Raw genomic sequence first — 21,662 nt, forward strand, 5'->3', positions numbered from 1 at the left:
CCTCTTGCCTTCCCCCGCCCTTGCAGAGCAGGCGGCGCTCTTGGGACGATTGCATGATCTGTCAACTCTACTTGGAAGCAATGGTGTGCCGCTTGCAATCTTTGATCTCGACAATACGCTCCTTGCCGGCGACTCGGATTATCTCTGGGGATGCTATCTGGTTCAGCAGGGTCTGGTCGATGGTGCCTGGTATGAGCACGAAAACGAACGTTTTTATCGCGAATATCGCGCGGGGACCCTGGATATCCGGGCATTCTTGCGTTTTGCCCTGCGCCCCTTGCGCGAACATCCGCGTGCGTTGCTTGAGTCGCTGCGGGCGCGGTTCGTGGAGGAGATGATCGCCCCCCTGATCACGCCCCAGGCCCAAGCCCTCGTCGAGCGCCACCGCACAACGGGCGATACCCTGCTCATCATCACTGCCACCAATGCCTTTGTGACTGCGCCGATCGCTGCGCGCTTCGGGATCGAACACCTCATCGCCACCCTGCCTGAAGAGCGTGACGGGTACTATACCGGCGAGGTGGAAGGCGTCCCCGCCTTTCGCGAGGGCAAGGTCATCCGGCTGGAAGATTGGTTAGCCGAACGGCGTCTGGACCTCAAGGGAAGCTTCTTTTATAGCGACTCACATAACGACTTGCCGCTTTTAGAGCGCGTCGATCACCCCTGTGCCGTCAATCCCGACCCTCAGCTCCAGGCGATCGCCGCCGAGCGTGCCTGGCCGATCCTGTGGCTGCGGGATGATGCGCCGCTATCTCCCGCAACCTAGGGGCAAAGGTTGCCCGTGCACCGCCCAGCCCTTGCTCTGTCGGCACAAGGGGCAGGCGGAAGCGCGCGGCTGCAGGCGAGCGCACCTCTGTCATTCGCCGGTCATCGAATTCATATCAATCGGTAACACTCGCTGCCTATGATAGCTCTCTAGGCATTGTGTAACCCGTAACTCGGTGAGGACATTCGATGGTCGCGTCTGTTTCTGCGTCTACCACCAAACGCGGCGAGCGTTTATATGTCGAGATCGCAACCTCCAGGGCCGCGGTCCGCGAGGCGCAGGCGCTACGCTACCGGGTCTTCGGCGAGGAGATGGGGGCCCAGCTCAAAGGAGAGCCGGGCTATGATCATGACGAGTTCGATGATTACTGCCAGCATCTCCTGGTCCGCGACTCGCGTACCGGCCGGGTTGTCGGGTGCACGCGCCTGCTGACAGACACCAGCGCCCAGCAGATCGGGCGTTTTTATTCCGAGGGTGAATTCGATCTCAGCGCTATCAAGCGGCTCAACGGGCGTCTGTTAGAGGTGGGACGGACCTGCATCGCTACTGAGTTCCGGCAAGGCCCAGCAATCGCGGTGCTCTGGTCGGGTCTGGCAGGCTTCATCCAGATCCACGGCTTTGATTATCTCTTTGGCTGCGCGAGCCTGCCCCTTGGTGAGTACGACCTGCAAGCGGCGGCGATCATGAATCGGCTGCGCCGCCAGGCCCTGGCACCAGAAGAGTATCGGGTCAAACCACGGCTTCCCTTGTTAACCACCCAGGTTGCCGATGAGGTCTTGGACGCCCCCCTGCCACCGCTCTTACGGACCTATATCCGTCTCGGCGCGAAGGTCTGTGGCGAACCCTGCCGCGATCCCGATTTCGGGGTTGCGGATGTATTGATATTGCTCAATATTGATCAATTGAATCCCGCCTATTCGCGGCACTTTCTCGAACGGTATGAGTTCTAATGTAAAAATCCCGAGAGGCATGAGGCGCATGAGAGCTTGACGGCAAGGGATCCTGGTTCGGAGTAAAGGCTCGCTTTTATCATGATGGTCGCGCGTATCCTATGGCGTACTGCGAGACTCAGTGAGCACCTCATCACGGGGAGCGTCATCGCCTGGTCCGCCACCCTGCTCAACCGCCAGCGGGCAGCTTGGCTACCCCAGGCCGTACGCTGGTGGCACGCGCGCCTGCTGCGCGCACTCGGGGTGCAGGTCTGGGTCAGCGGTCAACTGGAACCAAACTGCTTACTGGTTGCCAACCACATCTCTTGGCTCGATATCCCCGTTCTAGGCGCACAGGCTGAGATCTATTTTCTGTCGAAATCCGAGGTGAGACGTTGGCCGTTGATCGGTTGGTTCGCCGAGCTCGCCGGAACCCGTTTCATCGAGCGCGGTGCCTATCAAGCCGAGGCCGTAATCCGGCAGCTTGGCTCCGATCTCGAACAGGGGCGTACGACAATGATCTTTCCGGAGGGAACAACGACCGACGGCCAAAAGGTCAGACCCTTTCATCCCCGTCTATTCACCATCGCTCAGACAAGTGCAAGGCACATCCAGCCGGTAGCGATCCGCTACCGGCGTCTGGATGATCCGGCCCCTGATCTGACCGTGCCCTATATCGGTGATGACAGCCTGTTGGCCAACCTGTGGCGGGTCATCTGTCATCCAGGTCTGATCGCCCAGGTTGTTTTCCTCGACCCGATCCAACCCCATGCGGGTGAGACCCGCCGCGCCCTGGCCCAGCGGGCCCGCGCATCGATCCTTGCTGCGCTCTCTGCGCTGGATCATCCAGCTGACGGTGGCACTACCATGCCGGCAGATGTTGGCCCCCTATCATTCCCAAGCGAGACCCAAGCGGCCTGATCCCTCATGTCCAACCAAGACCAGGCGCTGGCCGGTGGCCCGCTGAAGATCGCCATCGTGACCGAGACCTATCCGCCCGAGATCAATGGTGTCGCCAATACGATGCGCTATCTGGCGACGGGTATGGCCGCGCGCGGTCATGCCGTGCAGGTCATCCGACCACGCCAGCCTGCTGACGCCACCTGTGTTCCCGACAGTAGCTGTGAGCACCATCTGGTGCCGGGTCTGCCCATTCCGGGATATCGCAGCCTCCGCTTTGGTCTGCCGGTTTATTGGCGTCTGCGTCGCCTCTGGAAGACCAATCCGCCCGATCTCGTCTATATCGCGACTCAAGGGCCCCTGGGCCATGCAGCTCTCGCTGCGGCGCGCTCGCTCAAGATCCCCAGCGTGACGGGCTTTCATACCCATTTTCAGCGTTATAGCCAACATTACGGGCTGGGGCTGCTCACCCGTCAGATCGAAAAGCGCCTCAAACATTTCCACAATCATTCAGACGCTACCCTGGTCCCAACGGAGGAGCTGCGCGCAGCGCTCATTGCCGAAGGTTTTGAGAACGTCTATGTCTTCGGGCGCGGCGTCGATACCGAACACTTTGCGCCGAGCCGCCGCTCTGCTGAGCTGCGACGCACCTGGGGATGTGGACCCGAGGATTTGGCGGTGCTCTATGTCGGGCGTATCGCCGCCGAAAAGAATCTGGCACTCGCCTTGGCTGGGTTTCGCGCCATTCAGGAGCGCCGTCCAGAGGCCCGCTTCGTGCTCGTTGGCGATGGACCTGAGTTCGGAGCTCTCAAACAGCAACACCCCGATCTGATCTTTGCGGGGGCGCGCAGGGGCGATGAATTGGCCGCGCATTACGCCTCGGGCGATCTGTTTCTTTTCCCGAGCCTGACCGAGACCTTCGGCAATGTCGTGACCGAGGCCATGGCCAGCGGTTTGCCGGTCATCGCCTTCGCTTATGCGGCAGCAGGGGCCTATATCCGACCCTGGATCAATGGCGTTCCCGTTGCGCTTGGGGACGAGGATGCATTCATCGCAGCCTGTGTGCAATGCGTCGATGATCCAGAGCGGCTGCGCCGGATGGGGAGCGAGGCGCGCAAGACGATGCAGGATAGCGGCTGGGAGCGCGTGCTCGCGCGGGCCGAGGAACTGTTATGCGCGGTGATTCATCAACGACGGGCGAACAACGCTAATGGAGTCCTGTCATGCAAGCCTGGCTAAGACATCTGAATGATCTTGAGGTGAGCGTGTGTCGGGTATGGAGCCGATCCGGCGGTCGGCATCCCTGGCTTCAACAGCCCTTCGCGATCGTCAGCCGACTGGGGGATGGGGTCTTTTGGTATAGCCTGATGGCCGCCCTGCCCCCGGTCTATGGATTGTCAGGGTTACAGGCGAGCCTGCACATGCTGCTGACCGGTGCGCTGGCCTTACTGCTCTATAAATTGCTCAAAGGTGCCACCCGGCGCCCTCGGCCTTGTGACCATGCACACGACATCACCGCCCTGGTGCCGCCGCTGGATCAATACAGCTTTCCATCTGGGCACAGCTTGCACGCCGTGGCCTTTTCGACGGTCGCGATCGATTATTTCCCCGAGCTTGGCTGGCTGCTCGTCCCTTTTACTACCCTGATCGCGCTGTCGCGCATCGTTTTGGGATTGCATTACCCAAGCGATGTCCTGATGGGTATCCTGATCGGGCTAGCGCTGGGATATAGCAGCATCCTGTTTGTATAGGGCCCAGCAAGCGGCATGCCGACCGTTTTCCTCAGTATTGGCCGCTAAGCTCTGGGGCTCTTGCCTGCCTTGCGGGAGCGCTGGGCGCCCCCGGGCGATCACTGATGTGGATTACTCGTCAGGTCCCACCGCCTTCATGCTTAGCCGGATACGGCCCTGTTTGTCGATCTCGAGCACCTTGACCCGCACGATATCGCCCTCCTTGAGCTTATCGCTAACCGACTGGACGCGCTCCTCACAGATTTGTGAGATGTGGACCAGACCATCGCGTCCGGGCAGGATGGTGACGAAAGCACCGAACTCCATCAGCCGTGAGACCCGTCCCTCATAGACCTTGCCGACCTCCACATCAGCAGTGATGAGCTGGATACGCCGTTTGGCCTCCTCGCCCGCCGCCTTGATGACCGAAAAGATCTTGACCAGTCCATCGTCGCTGATGTCGATGGTAGCGCCGGTCTCCTCGGTGATGGCCCGGATCACCGAGCCACCCTTGCCGATGACATCGCGGATCTTTTCGGGATGGATCTTGAACTCGATGATCCGCGGTGCATGCTCAGACATCTCGGGGCGGTGTGAAGGCATCACCTTGTTCATCTCGGCAAGGATATGGAGCCTGGCCTCGCGCGCCTGGGCGAGTGCAATCTCCATGATCTCGCGGGTGATCCCCTCGATCTTGATGTCCATCTGGAGGGCATTGACACCCTCAGCAGTACCTGCGACCTTGAAGTCCATGTCGCCGAGATGATCCTCATCGCCCATGATGTCGGTCAGGACCGCGAACCGGTTGTCTTCCTTGATCAGACCCATTGCCACCCCAGCGACAGGGGCCTTGATCGGCACCCCTGCATCCATGAGCGCCAAACTGGTCCCACAGACGCTCGCCATCGAGCTTGAGCCGTTGGACTCGGTGATCTCCGAAACCACGCGCACTGAATAGGGGAATTCCTCGATGCTGGGCATGACCGCGAGAACTCCGCGCTTGGCCAGCCGCCCATGACCGATCTCGCGACGCTTAGGGCTGCCGACCCGTCCGATCTCGCCGACACAAAAGGGCGGGAAGTTGTAATGGAGCATGAAATGCTCCTTCCGCTCTCCTTCCAGTGCGTCGACGATCTGCGAATCGCGCTCGGTGCCCAGGGTAGTCACCACCAGCGCCTGGGTCTCGCCGCGGGTAAATAAGGCCGAGCCATGGGTACGAGGCAGGACGCTGGTGCGGATACTGATCGGGCGCACGGTCTTAGTATCGCGCCCATCGATGCGCGGCTGCCCCATGAGGATGGCATCGCGCACCGTGCGCGCCTCGAGCGCCTCGATGACCTGGCGCACCTGCGCCTCGGGCCAGGCAGGGTTTTCACCGCCACAGAGCTGCTCGACGATGGCGTTGCGTGCGTTGTCGAGCGCGGCATGGCGGGCCTGTTTTTCCTTGATCCGATAGGCGGCAGCGATGGATTCAGCCCCGAGCTCATACACCGCCTGGGTCAGGGCCGGATCGATGACATGCGGCGTCCAGGGGATGGGCGGTCTGCCGACCTCGGCGGCCAGTTCGCGGATCGCCTGAATCACCACCTGCATCTGCTCATGCCCGAACATCACCGCCCCGAGCATGACTTCCTCGGACAGCTCGCGCGCCTCCGACTCAACCATCAAGACGGCCTTGTCGGTGCCGGCGACGACCAGGTCTAGATCTGAATCAAGGTTGAGGCCGATCATCGGCGGGTTCAGGATATAGCGCCCGTCTTTGTAGCCGACGCGGGCGGCGCCAATCGGCCCGTTGAACGGCACGCCCGAGATCATCAGGGCTGCCGAGGCGCCGATCATCGCCGGGACCTCGGGGTTGACCGCCGGATTCAACGACTTGACCGTGGCGATGACCTGTACCTCGTTGCAGAACCCCTTGGCAAAGAGGGGGCGCAAGGGGCGATCGATCAGACGCGCGGCCAGGATCTCGCCCTCGCTCGGGCGGCCTTCACGCCGGAAGAAGCCGCCTGGGATGCGCCCGGCAGCATAGGTCTTTTCCTGATACTCGACGGTCAGCGGCAGGAAATCCTGCGCAGCACCCGGGCTTTTATCCACGACGACCGTGACCAAGACGACGGTATCATCCATGTTGACCATGACCGCGCCATCGGCCTGGCGGGCGATCTCCCCCGTCTCCAGCCTGACGGTTTGGGTTCCGTATTGGAATTGCTTCACAATGGGCTTAGGAATCACAGATAACTCCTCGGCATAGTTTGGGCCAGCGGCACACGGTGGGTCTGGGATGCAGCCTGGATCCCGGAATCAAGCAGGCAAACGGACCAGGCCGGCTGCGGTCTGGTCCAGAGGCCCATCAGCCCTGTTGCCAGCCGCATACCTTCAGCGGCGCAGACCCAGGCGGGCAATGAGCTCGCGGTAGCGGTCGAGATCCTTGCGCTTGAGATAGTCGAGCAGCTTGCGCCGTGCATTGACCATGCGCACCAGGCCCCGGCGTGAATGATGATCTTGGGTATGGGTCTTGAAATGCTCGGTCAACTGTTGAATGCGCGCCGTCAACAGGGCTACCTGGACCTCTGGCGAACCGGTATCGCGTTCGCCGCGCGCATATTCATCGATGATCTTCTTTTTATCCGCAGCAGTCATCGTCATTGGATGCTTTCTCCAGTCGTTGTCAGTGTTTTACATCAGGCCGCATGCTTGGCGGCACTTCTTCGGGATGCCTGGGCGATCTGTTTGCGCCTTGGCATCGGCCCCCGCCCCCGGCAATGACCCCAGGGACTGGCAGGCACCGCCATCCTGGCGGCATTTTTTAAGGGTGCTGGCTAGAAACCCGCACCCCAGACTCACAGAAGTCGCTTGGGCTGAACACGGCCATCGTCGCTGATCTCGCCGACACCGATAAAGCGGGCGTTGGGATCATATAATCGCACCCAGCCCTCGGCGGGCGCCTGGGGCACCAGCACCGCTTGCCCCTGTTGCAGATAAAAGGCGGCATCCGGGGAAAGCCGCAGGGCCGGGTAGTGCCCGAGTGCAGTATCGAGGGGCAGGAGCAGGGCGTCGAGGGCGTTGAAATCGCCCTGTTCAGCAAGGGCGGCGATCCGCTCGCTCGTGATAAAGGACGCCCCTGGTTCGATATAGGGTCCCACACCCATTCGGCGCAGGGCACTGACATGGGCGCCGCAGCCCAGCGCCCGACCGATATCCTCGGCGAGGGTGCGTATATAGGTCCCTTTAGAGCAGTGCACATCGACCTCGATCTCAGGCAGCTTGAGCGCCACCAGAGACAGCGCATGGATGTGAATCCGGCGCGGCTGGCGATCGACCTCGATCCCCTGACGCGCGAGACGATACAGCCGCTCGCCTTGATGTTTGACCGCCGAATACATGGGAGGCAATTGATCGAGCGGGCCGATGAAACGGTCGAGGACAGCGCGGATCTGGTCTGCGCTCAGGTCGCCGACCGGCGCTGTAGCCAACACCTCACCCTCGGCGTCGCCGGTCGCGGTGGTCACCCCCAAATGGATGCGCACCCGATAACGCTTATCGGCGTCTAGTAAAAAGGCCGAGAACTTGGTCGCATCGCCTAGACAGCAGGGCAGGAGACCAGTGGCTAAGGGGTCGAGGCTGCCAGTATGCCCTGCCTTGCGCGCACGATAATGGCTCTTGATCTGTTGCAGGGCGGCGTTCGAGGTCAGACCTGCTGGCTTGTCCAGCAAGAGGATCCCAGTGATTGGGCGTCCAGGCGGACGACGTCCCATTTCACTCCACCTCGTGATGCTTGGAGCGGTCCTGACCGACCGCTTGTTCGATGAGCGAGACCAGGCGCTCACCGCGGGCGATGGATTCATCGTGGACGAAATGGAGCTGTGGCATGGTGCGCAGACGGATCTCTTGAGCCAACCGGCGGCGCAGGAATCCGCTGAGACGCCCGTTTAATAGGCGTTCTTGCTCCTTGGCGCCCTCATCATCGGGGAAACAGGTGAAATAGACCTTGGCATGGGCGAGATCACGCGTCACCTGCACCTCATGGATCGTCAAGTTGGCCAGACGCGGATCCTTGACCTCATCGCGAATCAGTATGGCTAACAGGCGCTGGATCTCGGCACCGATGCGCTCGGTGCGTTCAAAGGTATGCTCGCTCACAGGACGCGCGCCCGCTCCGTGCGCTCAAAGACCTCGATCTGGTCTCCGGGGCGCACATCGGTATAGTTGCGTACACCGATCCCACACTCGAAGCCCTGTTTGACCTCGCTGACATCGTCCTTGAAGCGGCGCAGCGACTCCAGGGTCCCCTCATAGATCACGACATTGTTGCGTAAGACGCGGATGGGGTTGTTGCGTTTGATCACGCCCTCGACCACCATGCAACCGGCCACCGTCCCGAACTTGGACGAACGGAAGACCTCGCGCACCTCGGCCAGACCGATGATCTCCTCGGTGACCACTGGGCGGAGGAGACCGGCGATCGCCTTCTTGACATCATCGATCAGCTCATAGATCACGCTGTAATAGCGCAGATCCAGGCCCCGCTCCTCGATCACCCGGCGTGCCGCGGCATCGGCGCGCACATTGAAGCCCAGCAGGATGGCATTGGAGGTCACCGCCAGGTTGGCATCGGACTCGGTGATCCCGCCGATGCCAGCAGCAACGATGGCGACCTTGACCTCATCGGTGCTGAGTTTCAGCAGGCTTTCCTTGAGCGCTTCCAGACTACCCTGGACATCGGCCTTCAGGATGATATTGACCGACTTCTGCTCGCCCTCCTTGAGCTGGGTAAAGAGCTGATCCAGGCTAACTCCGCGCTGTTCATCGAGTCGGCTCTGGCGGGAACGGGCAGCACGCAGTTCAGCGACCTCACGGGCACGGCGTTCGTCGCTCACGACTACGACATCATCGCTTGCATTCGGGGTGCCGGAAAGACCCAGGACCTGCACTGGGATCGAGGGCCCAGCCGCCTCGACCGTACGTCCCGACTCATCAAACATGGCGCGCACCCGGCCATATTCGGTTCCCGAAACGATGATATCGCCGCGTTTGAGCGTCCCTGCCTGGACCAGGACGGTGGCCACCGGCCCCCGCCCTTTGTCTAGGCTGGATTCGATGATGGTGCCGCGCGCTGGGCCCTCGATGGGGGCCTTGAGCTCTAACACCTCGGCCTGAAGGAGGATGGCCTCCAGGAGGTCATCGATCCCCGCACCGGTCTTGGCCGAGACCTTCACCATCATGGTATCACCGCCCCATTCCTCGGCCAGGACCTCGTGCTGGGTCAATTCCTGCATCACCCGATCCGGATTGGCCTCGTGCTTGTCGATCTTGTTGATCGCCACGATCAGCGGCACACCAGCGGCGCGGGCATGTTGAATGGCCTCGGCTGTCTGGGGCATGACGCCATCATCGGCAGCGACGACCAGGACCACAATGTCGGTGACCTTGGCGCCGCGCGCACGCATCGCCGAAAATGCAGCATGGCCTGGGGTATCGAGGAAGGTCACGGTGCCACGTGGGGTCTCGACATGATAGGCGCCGATGTGCTGGGTGATACCACCGGCCTCGGCAGAGGCCACACGGGTGCGCCGGATATAATCGAGGAGCGAGGTCTTGCCGTGGTCGACATGCCCCATGATGGTGACGACCGGCGGGCGTGGATACGCCTCGAACTGACCCTCTTGTTCCTCGAGTTCTTCTTGTAAGGCCACCTCGGCATCGCGCTCCTCGGCGAGGACCGCCTTGTGTCCCATCTCTTCGACAACCAGGACGGCGGTATCTCGATCGAGGACCTGGTTGATGGTCACCATCATCCCCTGCTTAAAGAGTTCTTTGATCACCTCAGACGCCTTGACCGACATGCGGCTGGCGAGCTCGGCCACGGTGATAGTCTCTGGGATCTCGACCTCGCGCACCACGGGCGCGGTCGGTTTTTGGAAGGCGTGTTTGTCCTGGAGCTGGGGTTTGGTGGGCTTTTTACGGCGACGCGGCGCACGTTCGTTCAGGGCGCCATCAAGATCTTCATAATCGCCGGGACCCACGTCCAAGGCCCGCAGACGGATCGGCGCTGCCTCCTTGCGGACGGCCTTTTTGGGCACGCGTCCCTTTTCCTTCTCCTTATCGACCTCGACCTCAACCCGCTCGGCGGCCTTTTTGACCACCTTTTTCGGCTTGGAGGTGTCAGCGCGGCGGGCCGCGGACTGGTCGGGAGGCCCAGATGGGGGATGGGTGCTGGACAGCTCGGATGTCTCGGCCTTGCTGCCTTCTTCTTGTTGCAGCGCCTGTGCCGCCTGCTCGGCCTCAAGACGCGCCTTCTCCTCGGCGCGGTGACGTTCCTCTTCCTCCTCAGTGCGACGACGGGCCTCAACCGATTGACGGCGTGCCTCCTCGGCCTCGCGCGCTCGCCGTTCCTGCTCTTCCTGTTCGGCCAGACGGCGCGCCTCTTGCTCGGCACGCAGGGCCTCCAAGGCTGCGCGGCGGCGCATATCATCGATGGCCGATCCAGAGCCGGTATGCTCGCGCTCGCCAGAACCGCCTTCGCTGGTGGGACGGCGGGCGGAGGGGACGGGCGGAGGCGCGGTCTCATCGCGGTTGAGGGGGCGTTTGTGCCGGACCTCGACGCTGACCGTCTTGCCGCTGCGCCCTGCCAGCGCTGGGCGCGAACCCGCCGTACTGCGCGGTGACGTTGCTGGCGAGATTCGCAGTTCGCTGACTGATTTGCGCTTGACGGTGATCTGAGCACCAAGCTCGCCCTCGGTTTGGTCCTTGCCGTGGCTGCGCCGCAGATAAACGAGGAGTTGCAGCTTCTCCTTTTCCGTAAGGGTCGAATCGGCGTCGCTGGCACTGATGCCGGCCTCCTTCAACTGGCTCAGAAGCCGTTCGACCGGGATGCCGACTGTGGAGGCGAGTTGCTTGACCGTGACTTCGCTCATGGACTGACCTTTTTAACCTCTATTCCCCCGGCGCATTCGCAAAGAGCGGCGCCCGCGCTTGCATGATCAACCGGGCGGCGCGTTGCTCGTCCATGCCCTCTAACTCCATAAGGTCATCGACCGCCAGGTCGGCGAGATCCGCGATGGTCTTGATCCCGCGCTCGGCGAGCATGGTAGCAAGCCGCTGGTCCATACCCTCGAGGGTCAACAACTCCTGTGCGCCGACCTCGGCGATCTCTTCGGCAGCCAGCGCGCGCATCAGAAGCACATCATGAGCGCGCGCACGCAGGATCTTAATGATCTCCTCATCCAAACCCTCGATGGCGCTCAGTTCCTCGATCGGCACATAGGCGAGATCCTCGATGTCCAGGAAGCCCTCGTCCACCAACAGCCGGGCCAACTCCTCTTCGATACCGAGTTGCGCCTTAAAGTGCTCGACCAGATGGCGGGTCTCCTGATCCTTTTTGGCAGCCGCCTCTTGTTCGTTCATGACATTGAGCTCCCACCCAGTCAGACGGGTGGCAAGCTTCACATTCTGGCCGAGGCGCCCGATGGCCTGGGCCTGATTTTCCTCCTTGACCACTACATCCATACTATGGGTCTCCTCATCCAGGATCACCGAGACGACCTCCGCCGGTGCCATCGCCTTCATCACGAAGTGCACTGGGTTCTCGTCCCACAGGATGATATCAACCCGCTCGCCATTGAGTTCGTTGGACACGGCCTGGACGCGCGAGCCGCGCATGCCGACACAGGCGCCCACTGGATCGATACGGGGATCACGGCTGCGCACCGCGATCTTAGCGCGCGACCCCGGATCGCGTGCCGCTCCCAGGATCTCGATCAGCCCCTCGCCGACCTCCGGTACCTCGAGCTTAAACAATTCGATGAGCAGCTCGGGCATGGTACGGCTGACGAAGAGCTGGGGGCCCTTCTGCTCGGGGCGCACGTCGTAGAGATAACCACGCAGCCGATCGCCCGAACGCACCGACTCACGTGGGATGACATGTTCGCGCGGGATGATCGCCTCGGCGTTGTTGCCGAGATCCAGGATGATGGCCCCGCGCTCGACCTTTTTGACGATGCCGGTCACCAGTTGTCCCTTGCGTGCATTGAATGCCTCGATGACCTTGGCCCGCTCGGCGTCGCGCACCCGCTGCATGATCGCCTGCTTGGCGCTCTGCACTGCGATGCGCCCAAAGGACTCGGACTCGATCTCTTCCTCGATGAAATCGCCAATCTTCAGATGAGGCTCCAGGAGGGCTGCCGCCGAGGCGGTGATCTGGCGCGCCGGGGTGTCTAACGCGTCATCAGGGACGATCTGCCAGCGCCTGAAGGTGCGGTATTGCCCAGTCTTACGGTCGATGGAAACGCGCACGTCGATGTTGCCGCCATGCTTTTTGCGGGTCGCAGAGACAAGCGCAGATTCGATCGCTTCGAAGATGACGCTCTCGGGGATGTCTTTTTCGTTAGAGACAGCTTCAACGACATTTAGGATTTCTTTGCTCATTCCATCCAATATCCCAGTCAAGGCGGGGTAGGCATGCAGAAGGTCGGGACTTGCGAATAGCAAGCAGACCGCAGCGCTCAGAGCTCGGGGACCAAGCGCGCCGAGTCGATGCTCGTCAAGGGGATCTCCCAATCGCGCTCATCGGCCCTCAGCCTGACGCCGCCAGGCGCAAGACCTAGCAATACGCCATCGAGTCGTCGCCGCCCCTCGATCTTTTCATGAAGACGCAGCCGAACGCGATGACCGGCAAAGCGCTCGAAATGTTCGGCGAAGACCAGAGGGCGATCCAGCCCCGGCGATGAAACCTCTAGGTCATACTGACCGGGGATCGGGTCCTCAACGTCTAAAACCCCGCTGAGTTGATGACTGACTGTAGCGCAATCATCCAGCGTGATGCCTTGCGCATGGTCGATATAGACGCGTAAACGGGCCGTATGGCGCGCCTTGAGATAGTCCACACCGACCAGCTCATAGCCCATAGCCTCGACTACGCCGCGCACCAGGCATGTCAGTTGGCTGTCAGCCGGCAGCATGATTGATACCCGCAAATAAAAATTGGGCCCTTGGCCCAACGCAACACACTGCCCCGCATCATGGATGACTGTCCGGCACATGCACTCAGATAGCAAAAGACCCCATCATAGGGGCCTTGGCGACAAGGATATTATAACCACGCTCCTTGCAATTTTTAGACTATACGCACTGCATTCTACGATTGCAAGGGCCACGCGCGCGGCGGCTGGAGCGCCACGCGCGCGAGCCTGGGCTTAAGCGCTAGCGCCCTGGGCCATATACCCCAGGCGCATAACCCGGCCAATAAGCGGGGCCATAGCCCGGATACGGATAGGGGGGATAGACCGGAGGCATGGCCTGGCGATGTTCTTCCCACTGCCGGCGCATCCGTTCCTCGGCTTCGCGGCGCATGGCCTCGTAGCGCGCCATCATCTCGGCACGGCGCTGCTGATGCAGGGACGCCCACTCATCCTGCGACCCCGAAGCGCCGGGCCGCGAAACGAGAGGCATCTGCTCGGGCATCGGGACCGGTGCGCTGGGCGCTGGCGCGGATGGCACAGGGGCAGCGGCAGCCCCCAAGGATTCGGGCTTGGGCTGGGGAGCCTCGGTAACCGGCACCTGCTGCACTGCAGCGGGTGGCGCCTGGACCGCAGGGGCAATAGAGGGCGACGGGGCAGCGGCGGCAGTCTGCTGTTCGACTGGTTTGGGTGCTGGCTTGACCGCCAGCGCCTCATAGCTGATCGGCGGCGGCAATGGCCGAGGCGAACTCTCGGCAGGTGGCACTGAAGTCTTGGATGAAGCGCTCGTCTCGGATGGTGCAGAGGTTTTGGTAGGCTCGACCGAACCTGCGGCCCCACCCGTCTCGGTCTTTGCCGCCTCAGTCTTTGCGATTGGCTGAGATGCGGCTGGCGCCTGGGTTTGGGCAGTACCGGTCTGCTCTTCCTGTTTGGCTGCAAAACCCAGAGAGTCCAGCGAGACCGGGCTCAGCTTGGCGAGCGTGTCGAGCATGGAACCCTCGCGGATACCACCGTCCTCGCGATCAACCGAACTGAGATAGACATAACCGAAGGCGAAGACCGCCGCCCAGAGGATGAGCTTGGGGAACCAACCGAGACCCTTGTGGGGAGTGGATTTTTCGTCCGAGCTAGACATAGGGGTGACTCCAGCGGAGATGACAATGGGTTAGGACATTACAAACAGAGATCGCCGAGCTGTATTTTAAACCCTCGCAGCCACGGCCTTCAGGATCGAGAGCACCCGCTCGACACACAGGCCCAGATTCTCCTCGATCTCCTTCATGGTGATCACACTGCCGCTCTTACCGGCGGCCCAATTGACGACAAAGGCGAGGCAGGCATAACACAGACCCAATTCGCGTGCGAGCGCAGCCTCTGGCATCCCGGTCATCCCAACCATATCGCAGCCATCCTGTTCGCAGCGCAGGATCTCGGCGGCGCTCTCAAGCCGCGGCCCTTGGGTCGCGCCATAGGTCCCGCGCGGGATCAGGGGCTCGTCCAATCTTGCCGCAGTCTGGATCAATGCTTGGCGCAATGACTCGCAATAGGGCTCGGTGAAATCGACGTGCTCAACCCCCTCGCTCGTCCCATCATAGAAGGTATGGGCGCGCCCGTAGGTATAGTCGATGATCTGATCAGGGACCGCCAAGACCTGCGGGGCAAAGAGCGGCGTGATTCCACCGACCGCCGCCAGGCCGATGACCCACTCGGCACCCGCGGCGCGCAAGGCCCAGAGGTTAGCGCGATAGTTGATACCGTGCGGCGGTAGCCGATGGTCTGCCCCATGACGCGGTAGAAAGAGGATCTCACCCCTCCCCAGCTCACCCCGAATCAGTGATGCCGAGGTCGCACCATAGGGCGTCTCCACCGCCAAGGTTTCAAGCGGCACCAACCCTGGCAGGCTTGTGAACCCGGAACCGCCGATGATCGCTAACAAACCCATGACCCCCCTCGTTGGATTATTTTAGATTTTACTTGAATACCTATACTGAAGCCATTGGAAAACAGCTACAACCTTAAGGCCTATCCTGTTTTCGTAGAAAGGTATCGCCATGGCCCCAAGCGGGGGCCTTGTGCTTGCTGCACTCGGTCCTCCTGGGGATCGCCCCTAAAAAGATACCCGCCACCCGCATCCCTGGCTGGTTGATCGAGGGTTCAAGCGGCTGGTTTTTTGCTCAGGCCGACTCGCCCAGGCATATAGGACAAGCAGGATCGGGAGGCAAACGCACCTGTCGCCAATCGAGTCGCAAGGCATCAAACAGGATCAGCCGACCGAAGAGCGGCTCTCCGATGCCGGTCAGGATCTTGATCGCTTCGATCGCCTGGAGGCTGCCGATGACCCCAAGCAGCGGGCCCAGCACGCCGTTTGCGGTACAGGTCTCATCGAGTGCCCCCTCCTCGGGATAGAGACAGCGATAACAGGGACCACCGGGTCTGCCGCTGAAGGCCGTGAGCTGACCCTCGAAGCGGATGGCCGCACCCGAGATGAGGGGGATGGTCGCGCGATAACAGGCGGCATTGAGAGCAAAGCGGGTCGGAAAGTTGTCGCTGCAATCCAGGACGAGATCCACCCCGCTCACCAACTCAGGCAGGCTGTCCGCCCCAACCCGCCCCTCATGGACCTCAAGCTCGACTGTGGGATTGAGCGCCGCAAGACTTCGTCGCGCTGATGCGGTCTTGGGCATGCCGATGCGCTCGGCGGTATGCAGGATCTGGCGCTGTAGATTCGAAAGCTCCACCCGATCCCCATCAACTAACACCAGACGGCCTACCCCTGCCGCGGTAAGATAGCATGCGGCCGCCGATCCTAGACCACCGAGCCCGACGATGAGCACCCGCGCCGCGCGCAGGCGTTTCTGCCCCTCGACCCCAAACTGCGGCAAGAGGATTTGGCGGCTATAGCGGATGAGTTCGTCGTCGGTCATGGTCTAGCGCCCTCAATTGGTTGGACAGAGCTTTGTAGTTCATGCGGCTTCTCGCGGCACAAGCCTGCCCGGCTTCGAGGGGTGACATGAAACCTAGTTTCTCGAGATGCCAATGGGGATTGGAACGATCCCTGAACTCGCTAACGGCCTGCCGCACCGCTTCGAGGTTGCGCAAGAGACGGCCATGGATGGCCTGCTCCTTCACTGTCCGCCTCAAGCGCTCGCCGACAGTATTGGTCTGGGGCTCGGCAACCAAGGCAAAACGCCCCTCGCTCCCCCAGAGCTCGATCTGTTTCAAGCATAGGCCAAGCATAGGCCCCCATACTGGCGAACTCGCCCTGGAGCCCTTGGGCAATCGGCGGCAAGGCCGCGAAACGATTGCCGATCTTCGAGATTATGGATAGCGATGCCGTCGGCATCGAAAGGATCGACAGCAGAAGACACCCACACCCAACCGCCTTCCAAGGTCTGGATCGAATACCGTCGCTGCCCCACCTCCATCACCCCCTCGCCGGCATCACCAGTGGTTTCCCGAGCGGATCACTCTCGCGTTCCTCGAGGCCAGCAGCCATGCCCGCCAAGGCACAATCACACCACTGCCCAGACGACCAGCGCTTGACTGCCACCGCCGCGCAGGGTGCGCGTCCAGTCGCTCTACGCACACCAAGCAGCCCCTCCACTACCACCTCCCCAACCCCACTCTCATCGACCATCTCCCGCTCCTTCCCCAGAGATGTCTATTTATCCCAATTTCGTGTCCAAAAGAATTGCGGGCAGGGCACAATGAGGGCTTCTAAAACAAGCAACTCCACTCTATACAGCGTTGGTCTGTATGCTTTAAGATCTGACCGCAATGAAAATTATCAATTGCCGTTCGCCAACATGAATCCTAAAGGGTGCTGCGGCAATCACTCTGTGAAAAATAAATAATAATAAGGCTAGCCGCATAGATCGGGGAGGAGTGTACATGTCGGAGTCCGAGTCTTCAGTGCGCAAGCGCCTTCCCTGGTTGATACCTATCGTGCTGTTTCTGGGAGGCGTGGTCTTCGTTTGGGCCTTGGACTTCGGGATCAAGGTGACCAATACCCTCGAGTTCTGCACCTCATGTCACACGATGCAGACCAACTTCGAGGAGTACAAGGAATCCCGTCACTACAAAAACCGCTCAGGCGTCCAGGCCACCTGCGCCGACTGTCATGTCCCCAAGGTGCTTGGGCCCAAGCTGGTCACCAAGTTCGTGGCGGCCAAGGATGTCTATCACGAAATCATGGGGACCATCGACACCCCCGAGAAGTTTGAGGCCAGGCGCTGGTATCTGGCCAACCTGGTCTGGAAACGCATGGAGGCGAGCGACTCGCGCGAGTGCCGTTCCTGCCACGATTACGGCGACATGGACCTTTCTGAGCAAAACCGCTCGGCGCGCAGCCGGCATGCGGCGGCCCAGGACAAGGGCCAGACCTGTATCGAGTGTCACAAAGGGGTCGTGCACCAGCTGCCGACCGAGCCTGAGACGAGCGCACCTTGATCAAAATCGCTGAGGTCGCTATGGACCCGCGCCCGCCTAGTCTTAAGCTGCTTTTGTTGATCGGGGGCCTTTTGGCTGCGGTTATCCTGCCTTCGGGTGCCGCCGAAAAGGACCTGGATACCGAGCTGCGTCTGACCGTCATGGTCGGCGATACCGAGACCGCCGCCAGATTGCTCGATCAAGGGGCGCATGTCGATGCGCCCAACCCATTCGGCAAGACAGCGCTCATGTTTGCGGTCGAGGGAGGAGATCTCGCGACCGTATCCCTCCTCCTGAGCCGTGGAGCCGATGTCAATGCGCGGACGGTCGCTGGCTGCACGCCCCTGACCTTTGCAGCCGAGGCCGGACATATGGGGATCAGTGCCTTGCTGCTGGAGCGCGGCGCCCATCTCCATGACCGTACCCGCGCCGGCTGGGATGCCTTGATGATCGCAGCGCGCAACGGCTATCCCGAGATCGTCGAGCAGTTGTTGTTCAAGGGCGCAGACCCCAAGGCCGCCGATCGCGATGGCCGCACCGCCCTGATGCAGGCCGCGGCCAAGGGTCAGATTGCTGTCTTGCCCCTCTTGGTCAAGGGCGGCGCGGAGCTTGAGGCGCGCGACAAACAAGGGGCCACGGCGTTTCTCATCGCCGCCGATCAGGGACAGGTGGATGCCATCTCGACCCTGACCGAGCTCGGGGCCCGCCTGGATGCTCAGGATGGGATGGGCTCGACCGCCTTACACCTGGCGATCGGGCACAGTCACGCCGCAGCGGTGGAGCGCTTGCTCGCCCTGGGTGCCGACCCCAACCAGGCCGATCAGGAAGGAGTGACTCCATTGATGGAGGCAGTTGCCGCCGGTCACCTGGAGATGATCGATTGGCTGCTCGCAGCGGGGGCCCGCGTCGATCTCAAGGACAAGGCCGGGCGCACCGCTGCCGACATCGCTGCCCACATGGGCAAGACGCAGGTCCTGGAGCGTCTAGCGTTTCCCCCTGCCAACCCCCTGTGAAAGGACCCCACTCTGATGCCGATTAACCTGCGGCTATTCATCAATAACAACCCCATTGGGTCAGCGGATGGGATGCCTTGATCCTTGTCATAAAACCTGAATACCAAAAAGGAGAGGAGCTACACCATGACACAGCACCCTGTGCGACTTTTATTCGCAACCTGTCTGATTGCACTTGGAGGCATCTCCAAGGCTGGAGCCGAGCCGAGCCCTGAGATACTGGCCAACAATTGCGCTGGCTGTCACGGGACCTACGGCAATAGCCTAGGCCCGGCCTCGCCGTCCATTGCGGCCATGGACCCCAAGGTCTTCGTCGAGGTCATGGAGGGGTTCAAGAGTGGCGAGATCGCCTCGACCATCATGGGGCGCATCGCCAAGGGCTATACCAAGGAAGACTTCGAAAAGATGGCCGGTTATTTCAAGCAGCAGACCTATCAGCCAGCCAAGCAGGACTTTGACAAGGCCCTTGCCAAGAAAGGGGCTAAGCTCCACGAAAAGTATTGCGAGAAGTGCCATACCGAGGGCGGAAAGCCGCTGGCCGAGGAGGAAGACTATCACATCCTCGCCGGTCAATGGACGCCCTATCTGCGCTATACCATGTCTGACTTTCGCGCCGACCGCAGACCGATCGAAAAAAAGATGAAGACCAAGCTCGATGAGCTGCTCAAGGCCGAGGGCGAGAAAGGGCTCGATGCGCTATTCGCCTTCTATGCCAGCCAGCAATAACCCCGGAGGTCAGATACCATGGCTTTGAACAGACGCGACTTTTTGAAGGTCTCTGGCGCCCTAGCCGCGGGTGGGCTGTTGGGCTTTCCCTATCTTGCGCTTGGCGCTGAGCGTCGGGTCGTGGTCGTCGGCGGCGGCACCGGGGGGGCGACTGCAGCAAAATATCTCAAGCTCGCCGATCCTGACCTCGATGTCACTCTGATCGAACCCAACCCCTTCTACTACACCTGTTACATGAGTAACGAGGTGATCGGCGGCGAACGCAGCCTCGAATCGCTCAAGGTCGGCTATGATGGGCTTAAGGCCCGCGGCGTCCAAGTCGTGCAAGATACCGCGGTGGCGATCGACCCAGAGAACAAGGTCGTCAAGACCGCAGGCGGCGCTGAGTTCAGCTATGACCGCTGCGTGGTCTCGCCCGGTATCGAGCTCATCCATCACAAGATCGTGGGGCATAGCGAAGAGAACTTGCAAAAGATGCCCCACGCTTGGAAGGCGGGTGAGCAGACCGAGCTTCTGCGCAAACAAATCGAGGCCATGCCCGACGGCGGGGTGGTGATCATCGCCCCGCCTGCCGCTCCCTTCCGCTGCCCGCCCGGGCCCTATGAGCGCGCCAGCCAGATCGCCCATTATCTGAAGGCCCACAAACCCAAGTCGAAGGTCATCATCCTTGATGCCAGCGATAAGTTTTCCAAACAGGCCCAATTCATCAAGGGCTGGGAGCGGCTCTATGGCTATGGCAGCGAAAACGCCCTGATCGAATGGCGCCCGGGGCCGGATTCTGCGGTCACCAAGGTTGATCCAAATGAGATGACGGTCGAGACCGCTTTCGGTGACACCGTCAAAGGCGATGTGATCAATCTCATCTGTCCGCAGCGCGCCGGTGCGATCGCCCAGGCCGCAGGATTGACCAACGAGGCGGGCTGGTGTCCAGTCGATGTGCGGACCTTCGAGTCCAAGATCCATAAGGACATCCATGTCATCGGCGATGCCTGTGCTGCTGTCCCCATGCCTAAATCCGGCTATTCTGCCAATAGCCAGGCCAAGGTCGCAGCGGCGGCGATCGTCGCCATGCTCAAGGGTGAAGAACCTGGGACACCGTCATATCTCAATACCTGCTATTCGATCCTGGCCCCGAACTATGGGATCTCGATTGCGGCTATCTATCGCCTGAACGCCGAAGGCTCAGCGATCGAGGCCGTACCCGACTCGGGCGGCATCACCCCCGTCGATGCCCCCGATTGGGTGCTCGAACGCGAGGCCCAGTATGCCCATAGCTGGTATCACAACATCGTGCACGACTCCTTCGGTTGATCGCCGTCGGATGTGCATCGTCTCAACTGCAAAGGGGCCGCAAGGCCCCTTTTTTGTTCCCTGCCCCGAGGAGGGCATGACAGACCCTGATGCCCTAGCGCGGGCGTTATCCTGTATGGAAGATCGGCATGACCAAGAGATTTCACACCTCTCTCCAAGCCCTCATCTATTTGATCCTGACCGGCGCTGCCTTGTTTGCGGTGCGACCAGGTGCAGCGGAGGATACTATGGCGGACCAACGCAACCGTTTGGTGAACCTGATCCAGCTTGAGGTGCGGGCGACGGCCCAAGAGCTCGGATTCGACCGACTCAATCCCGAGGTCGAGCGGGCACTGCGCACCGTACCACGCGAGCGCTTCGTCCCCGAGTCCGAGCGCGCCCTGGCCTATATCAACTCGCCCTTGCCCATCGGTCAGGGCCAGACCATCTCCCAGCCCTATATCGTCGCTATCATGACCCAATTGCTCGGCATCAAGGCCGGTGACCGGGTCTATGAGCTGGGCACGGGCTCGGGCTATCAGGCAGCGGTGTTGGCCGAGATGGGGGTTGAGGTCTATACGGTAGAGATCGTCCCTGAGCTTGCCGAGCGCGCAGCCAAGACCCTGGAGTCCCTGGGTCATGGCGACCGCGTCCAGGTACGCGCTGGCGATGGCTGGCTCGGTTGGCCAGAGGCCGCCCCTTTTGATGGGATCATTGTCACTGCAGCGGCACCGCGCATCCCCCGCCAGCTCGTCGAACAGCTCAAGCCCAATGGCCGCCTGGTGATCCCCATGGGACCTGCCGAGCGGACCCAGGAGCTGGTGGTCTATACGCGCAATGAACAGGGGGATTTGGTGCGGCGCGATATCTTGCCAGTGCGCTTCGTGCCGGTCACCGGGCCGATTGCGCCATAAAAAAGGCCCGGC

Annotated in this window: 22 protein-coding genes; 11 read left to right on the forward strand and 11 right to left on the reverse strand. The window is 61.3% G+C overall.

The window, feature by feature from the left end:
• Positions 1-85 precede the first annotated feature (85 nt).
• The 5 genes from GWK36_RS10855 to GWK36_RS10875 all read left to right on the forward strand — a co-directional run bounded on the left by GWK36_RS10855 (position 86) and on the right by GWK36_RS10875 (position 4,346).
• Positions 86-766: a histidinol-phosphatase gene (locus GWK36_RS10855; protein WP_166271150.1), complete on the forward strand. Its 681-nt coding sequence runs from the start codon at positions 86-88 to the stop codon at positions 764-766.
• A gap of 188 nt (positions 767-954) precedes the next feature.
• Entirely contained in the window at positions 955-1,716 is a 762-nt protein-coding gene (locus GWK36_RS10860; RefSeq protein ID WP_166271151.1) for a GNAT family N-acetyltransferase, read from the forward strand.
• Positions 1,717-1,797: 81 nt separating this feature from the next.
• A complete protein-coding gene (locus GWK36_RS10865; protein WP_246237537.1) occupies positions 1,798-2,616 on the forward strand; it encodes a lysophospholipid acyltransferase family protein in 819 nt (272 codons plus the stop codon).
• A 6-nt stretch (positions 2,617-2,622) separates the two neighbouring features.
• The gene (locus GWK36_RS10870; RefSeq protein WP_166271152.1) at positions 2,623-3,834 is read left to right on the forward strand and encodes a glycosyltransferase family 4 protein; all 1,212 of its coding nucleotides are present in this window, start codon (positions 2,623-2,625) and stop codon (positions 3,832-3,834) included.
• Complete coding sequence (locus tag GWK36_RS10875) at positions 3,819-4,346, forward strand: phosphatase PAP2 family protein (protein ID WP_166271153.1); 528 nt, start codon at positions 3,819-3,821, stop codon at positions 4,344-4,346. Before GWK36_RS10870 ends, GWK36_RS10875 begins: the two co-directional genes overlap by 16 nt.
• Before the next feature lie 111 nt (positions 4,347-4,457).
• Here GWK36_RS10875 and pnp read toward each other — a convergent pair whose 3' ends face one another.
• The 10 genes from pnp to GWK36_RS10925 all read right to left on the reverse strand — a co-directional run bounded on the left by pnp (position 4,458) and on the right by GWK36_RS10925 (position 16,203).
• On the reverse strand, positions 4,458-6,557 hold the full coding sequence (gene pnp, locus GWK36_RS10880) for a polyribonucleotide nucleotidyltransferase (RefSeq protein ID WP_166271154.1): 2,100 nt from the start codon (positions 6,555-6,557) through the stop codon (positions 4,458-4,460).
• 144 nt (positions 6,558-6,701) lie between these two features.
• Entirely contained in the window at positions 6,702-6,971 is a 270-nt protein-coding gene (gene rpsO, locus GWK36_RS10885; protein WP_166271155.1) for a 30S ribosomal protein S15, read from the reverse strand.
• Positions 6,972-7,165: 194 nt separating this feature from the next.
• The gene (gene truB / locus GWK36_RS10890) at positions 7,166-8,080 is read right to left on the reverse strand and encodes a tRNA pseudouridine(55) synthase TruB (RefSeq protein WP_166271156.1); all 915 of its coding nucleotides are present in this window, start codon (positions 8,078-8,080) and stop codon (positions 7,166-7,168) included.
• Between the two features lies 1 nt (position 8,081).
• Complete coding sequence (rbfA, locus tag GWK36_RS10895) at positions 8,082-8,465, reverse strand: 30S ribosome-binding factor RbfA (RefSeq protein ID WP_166271157.1); 384 nt, start codon at positions 8,463-8,465, stop codon at positions 8,082-8,084.
• Positions 8,462-11,239, reverse strand: coding sequence for a translation initiation factor IF-2 (infB, locus tag GWK36_RS10900; RefSeq protein ID WP_166271158.1), 2,778 nt, complete (start codon positions 11,237-11,239; stop codon positions 8,462-8,464). The genes rbfA and infB overlap by 4 nt, the downstream gene beginning before the upstream one ends.
• Positions 11,240-11,258: 19 nt before the next feature.
• Positions 11,259-12,749, reverse strand: a complete 1,491-nt coding sequence (gene nusA / locus GWK36_RS10905; RefSeq protein ID WP_166271159.1) for a transcription termination factor NusA — start codon at positions 12,747-12,749, stop codon at positions 11,259-11,261.
• A 77-nt stretch (positions 12,750-12,826) separates the two neighbouring features.
• Positions 12,827-13,282: a ribosome maturation factor RimP gene (gene rimP / locus GWK36_RS10910; RefSeq protein WP_166271160.1), complete on the reverse strand. Its 456-nt coding sequence runs from the start codon at positions 13,280-13,282 to the stop codon at positions 12,827-12,829.
• Between the two features lie 241 nt (positions 13,283-13,523).
• A complete protein-coding gene (locus GWK36_RS10915) occupies positions 13,524-14,414 on the reverse strand; it encodes a hypothetical protein (RefSeq protein ID WP_166271161.1) in 891 nt (296 codons plus the stop codon).
• A gap of 66 nt (positions 14,415-14,480) precedes the next feature.
• A complete protein-coding gene (locus GWK36_RS10920; RefSeq protein ID WP_166271162.1) occupies positions 14,481-15,221 on the reverse strand; it encodes an S-methyl-5'-thioinosine phosphorylase in 741 nt (246 codons plus the stop codon).
• A 232-nt stretch (positions 15,222-15,453) separates the two neighbouring features.
• Positions 15,454-16,203 (reverse strand): HesA/MoeB/ThiF family protein, encoded by a 750-nt coding sequence (locus GWK36_RS10925; RefSeq protein ID WP_166271163.1) that lies wholly within the window; start codon positions 16,201-16,203, stop codon positions 15,454-15,456.
• A 112-nt stretch (positions 16,204-16,315) separates the two neighbouring features.
• Here GWK36_RS10925 and GWK36_RS10930 point away from each other — a divergent pair, with 112 nt between their 5' ends.
• Complete coding sequence (locus GWK36_RS10930) at positions 16,316-16,507, forward strand: hypothetical protein (protein ID WP_166271164.1); 192 nt, start codon at positions 16,316-16,318, stop codon at positions 16,505-16,507.
• A gap of 196 nt (positions 16,508-16,703) precedes the next feature.
• On the opposite strand, the gene GWK36_RS10935 is transcribed toward GWK36_RS10930, so the two are convergent.
• The gene (locus GWK36_RS10935; protein WP_166271165.1) at positions 16,704-16,916 is read right to left on the reverse strand and encodes a hypothetical protein; all 213 of its coding nucleotides are present in this window, start codon (positions 16,914-16,916) and stop codon (positions 16,704-16,706) included.
• A gap of 254 nt (positions 16,917-17,170) precedes the next feature.
• Between GWK36_RS10935 and GWK36_RS10940 the strand changes: the two genes are divergently transcribed.
• The 5 genes from GWK36_RS10940 to GWK36_RS10960 all read left to right on the forward strand — a co-directional run bounded on the left by GWK36_RS10940 (position 17,171) and on the right by GWK36_RS10960 (position 21,650).
• Positions 17,171-17,728: a NapC/NirT family cytochrome c gene (locus GWK36_RS10940; RefSeq protein ID WP_166271166.1), complete on the forward strand. Its 558-nt coding sequence runs from the start codon at positions 17,171-17,173 to the stop codon at positions 17,726-17,728.
• Complete coding sequence (locus tag GWK36_RS10945; protein ID WP_246237538.1) at positions 17,725-18,720, forward strand: ankyrin repeat domain-containing protein; 996 nt, start codon at positions 17,725-17,727, stop codon at positions 18,718-18,720. Before GWK36_RS10940 ends, GWK36_RS10945 begins: the two co-directional genes overlap by 4 nt.
• Before the next feature lie 126 nt (positions 18,721-18,846).
• Complete coding sequence (locus tag GWK36_RS10950) at positions 18,847-19,446, forward strand: c-type cytochrome (protein ID WP_166271167.1); 600 nt, start codon at positions 18,847-18,849, stop codon at positions 19,444-19,446.
• A gap of 18 nt (positions 19,447-19,464) precedes the next feature.
• On the forward strand, positions 19,465-20,757 hold the full coding sequence (locus GWK36_RS10955) for an NAD(P)/FAD-dependent oxidoreductase (protein ID WP_166271168.1): 1,293 nt from the start codon (positions 19,465-19,467) through the stop codon (positions 20,755-20,757).
• A 128-nt stretch (positions 20,758-20,885) separates the two neighbouring features.
• The gene (locus GWK36_RS10960) at positions 20,886-21,650 is read left to right on the forward strand and encodes a protein-L-isoaspartate(D-aspartate) O-methyltransferase (RefSeq protein WP_166271169.1); all 765 of its coding nucleotides are present in this window, start codon (positions 20,886-20,888) and stop codon (positions 21,648-21,650) included.
• Positions 21,651-21,662 lie beyond the last annotated feature (12 nt).

It is taken from the genome of Caldichromatium japonicum, assembly GCF_011290485.1.
GTDB classification, from domain to species: domain Bacteria; phylum Pseudomonadota; class Gammaproteobacteria; order Chromatiales; family Chromatiaceae; genus Thermochromatium; species Thermochromatium japonicum.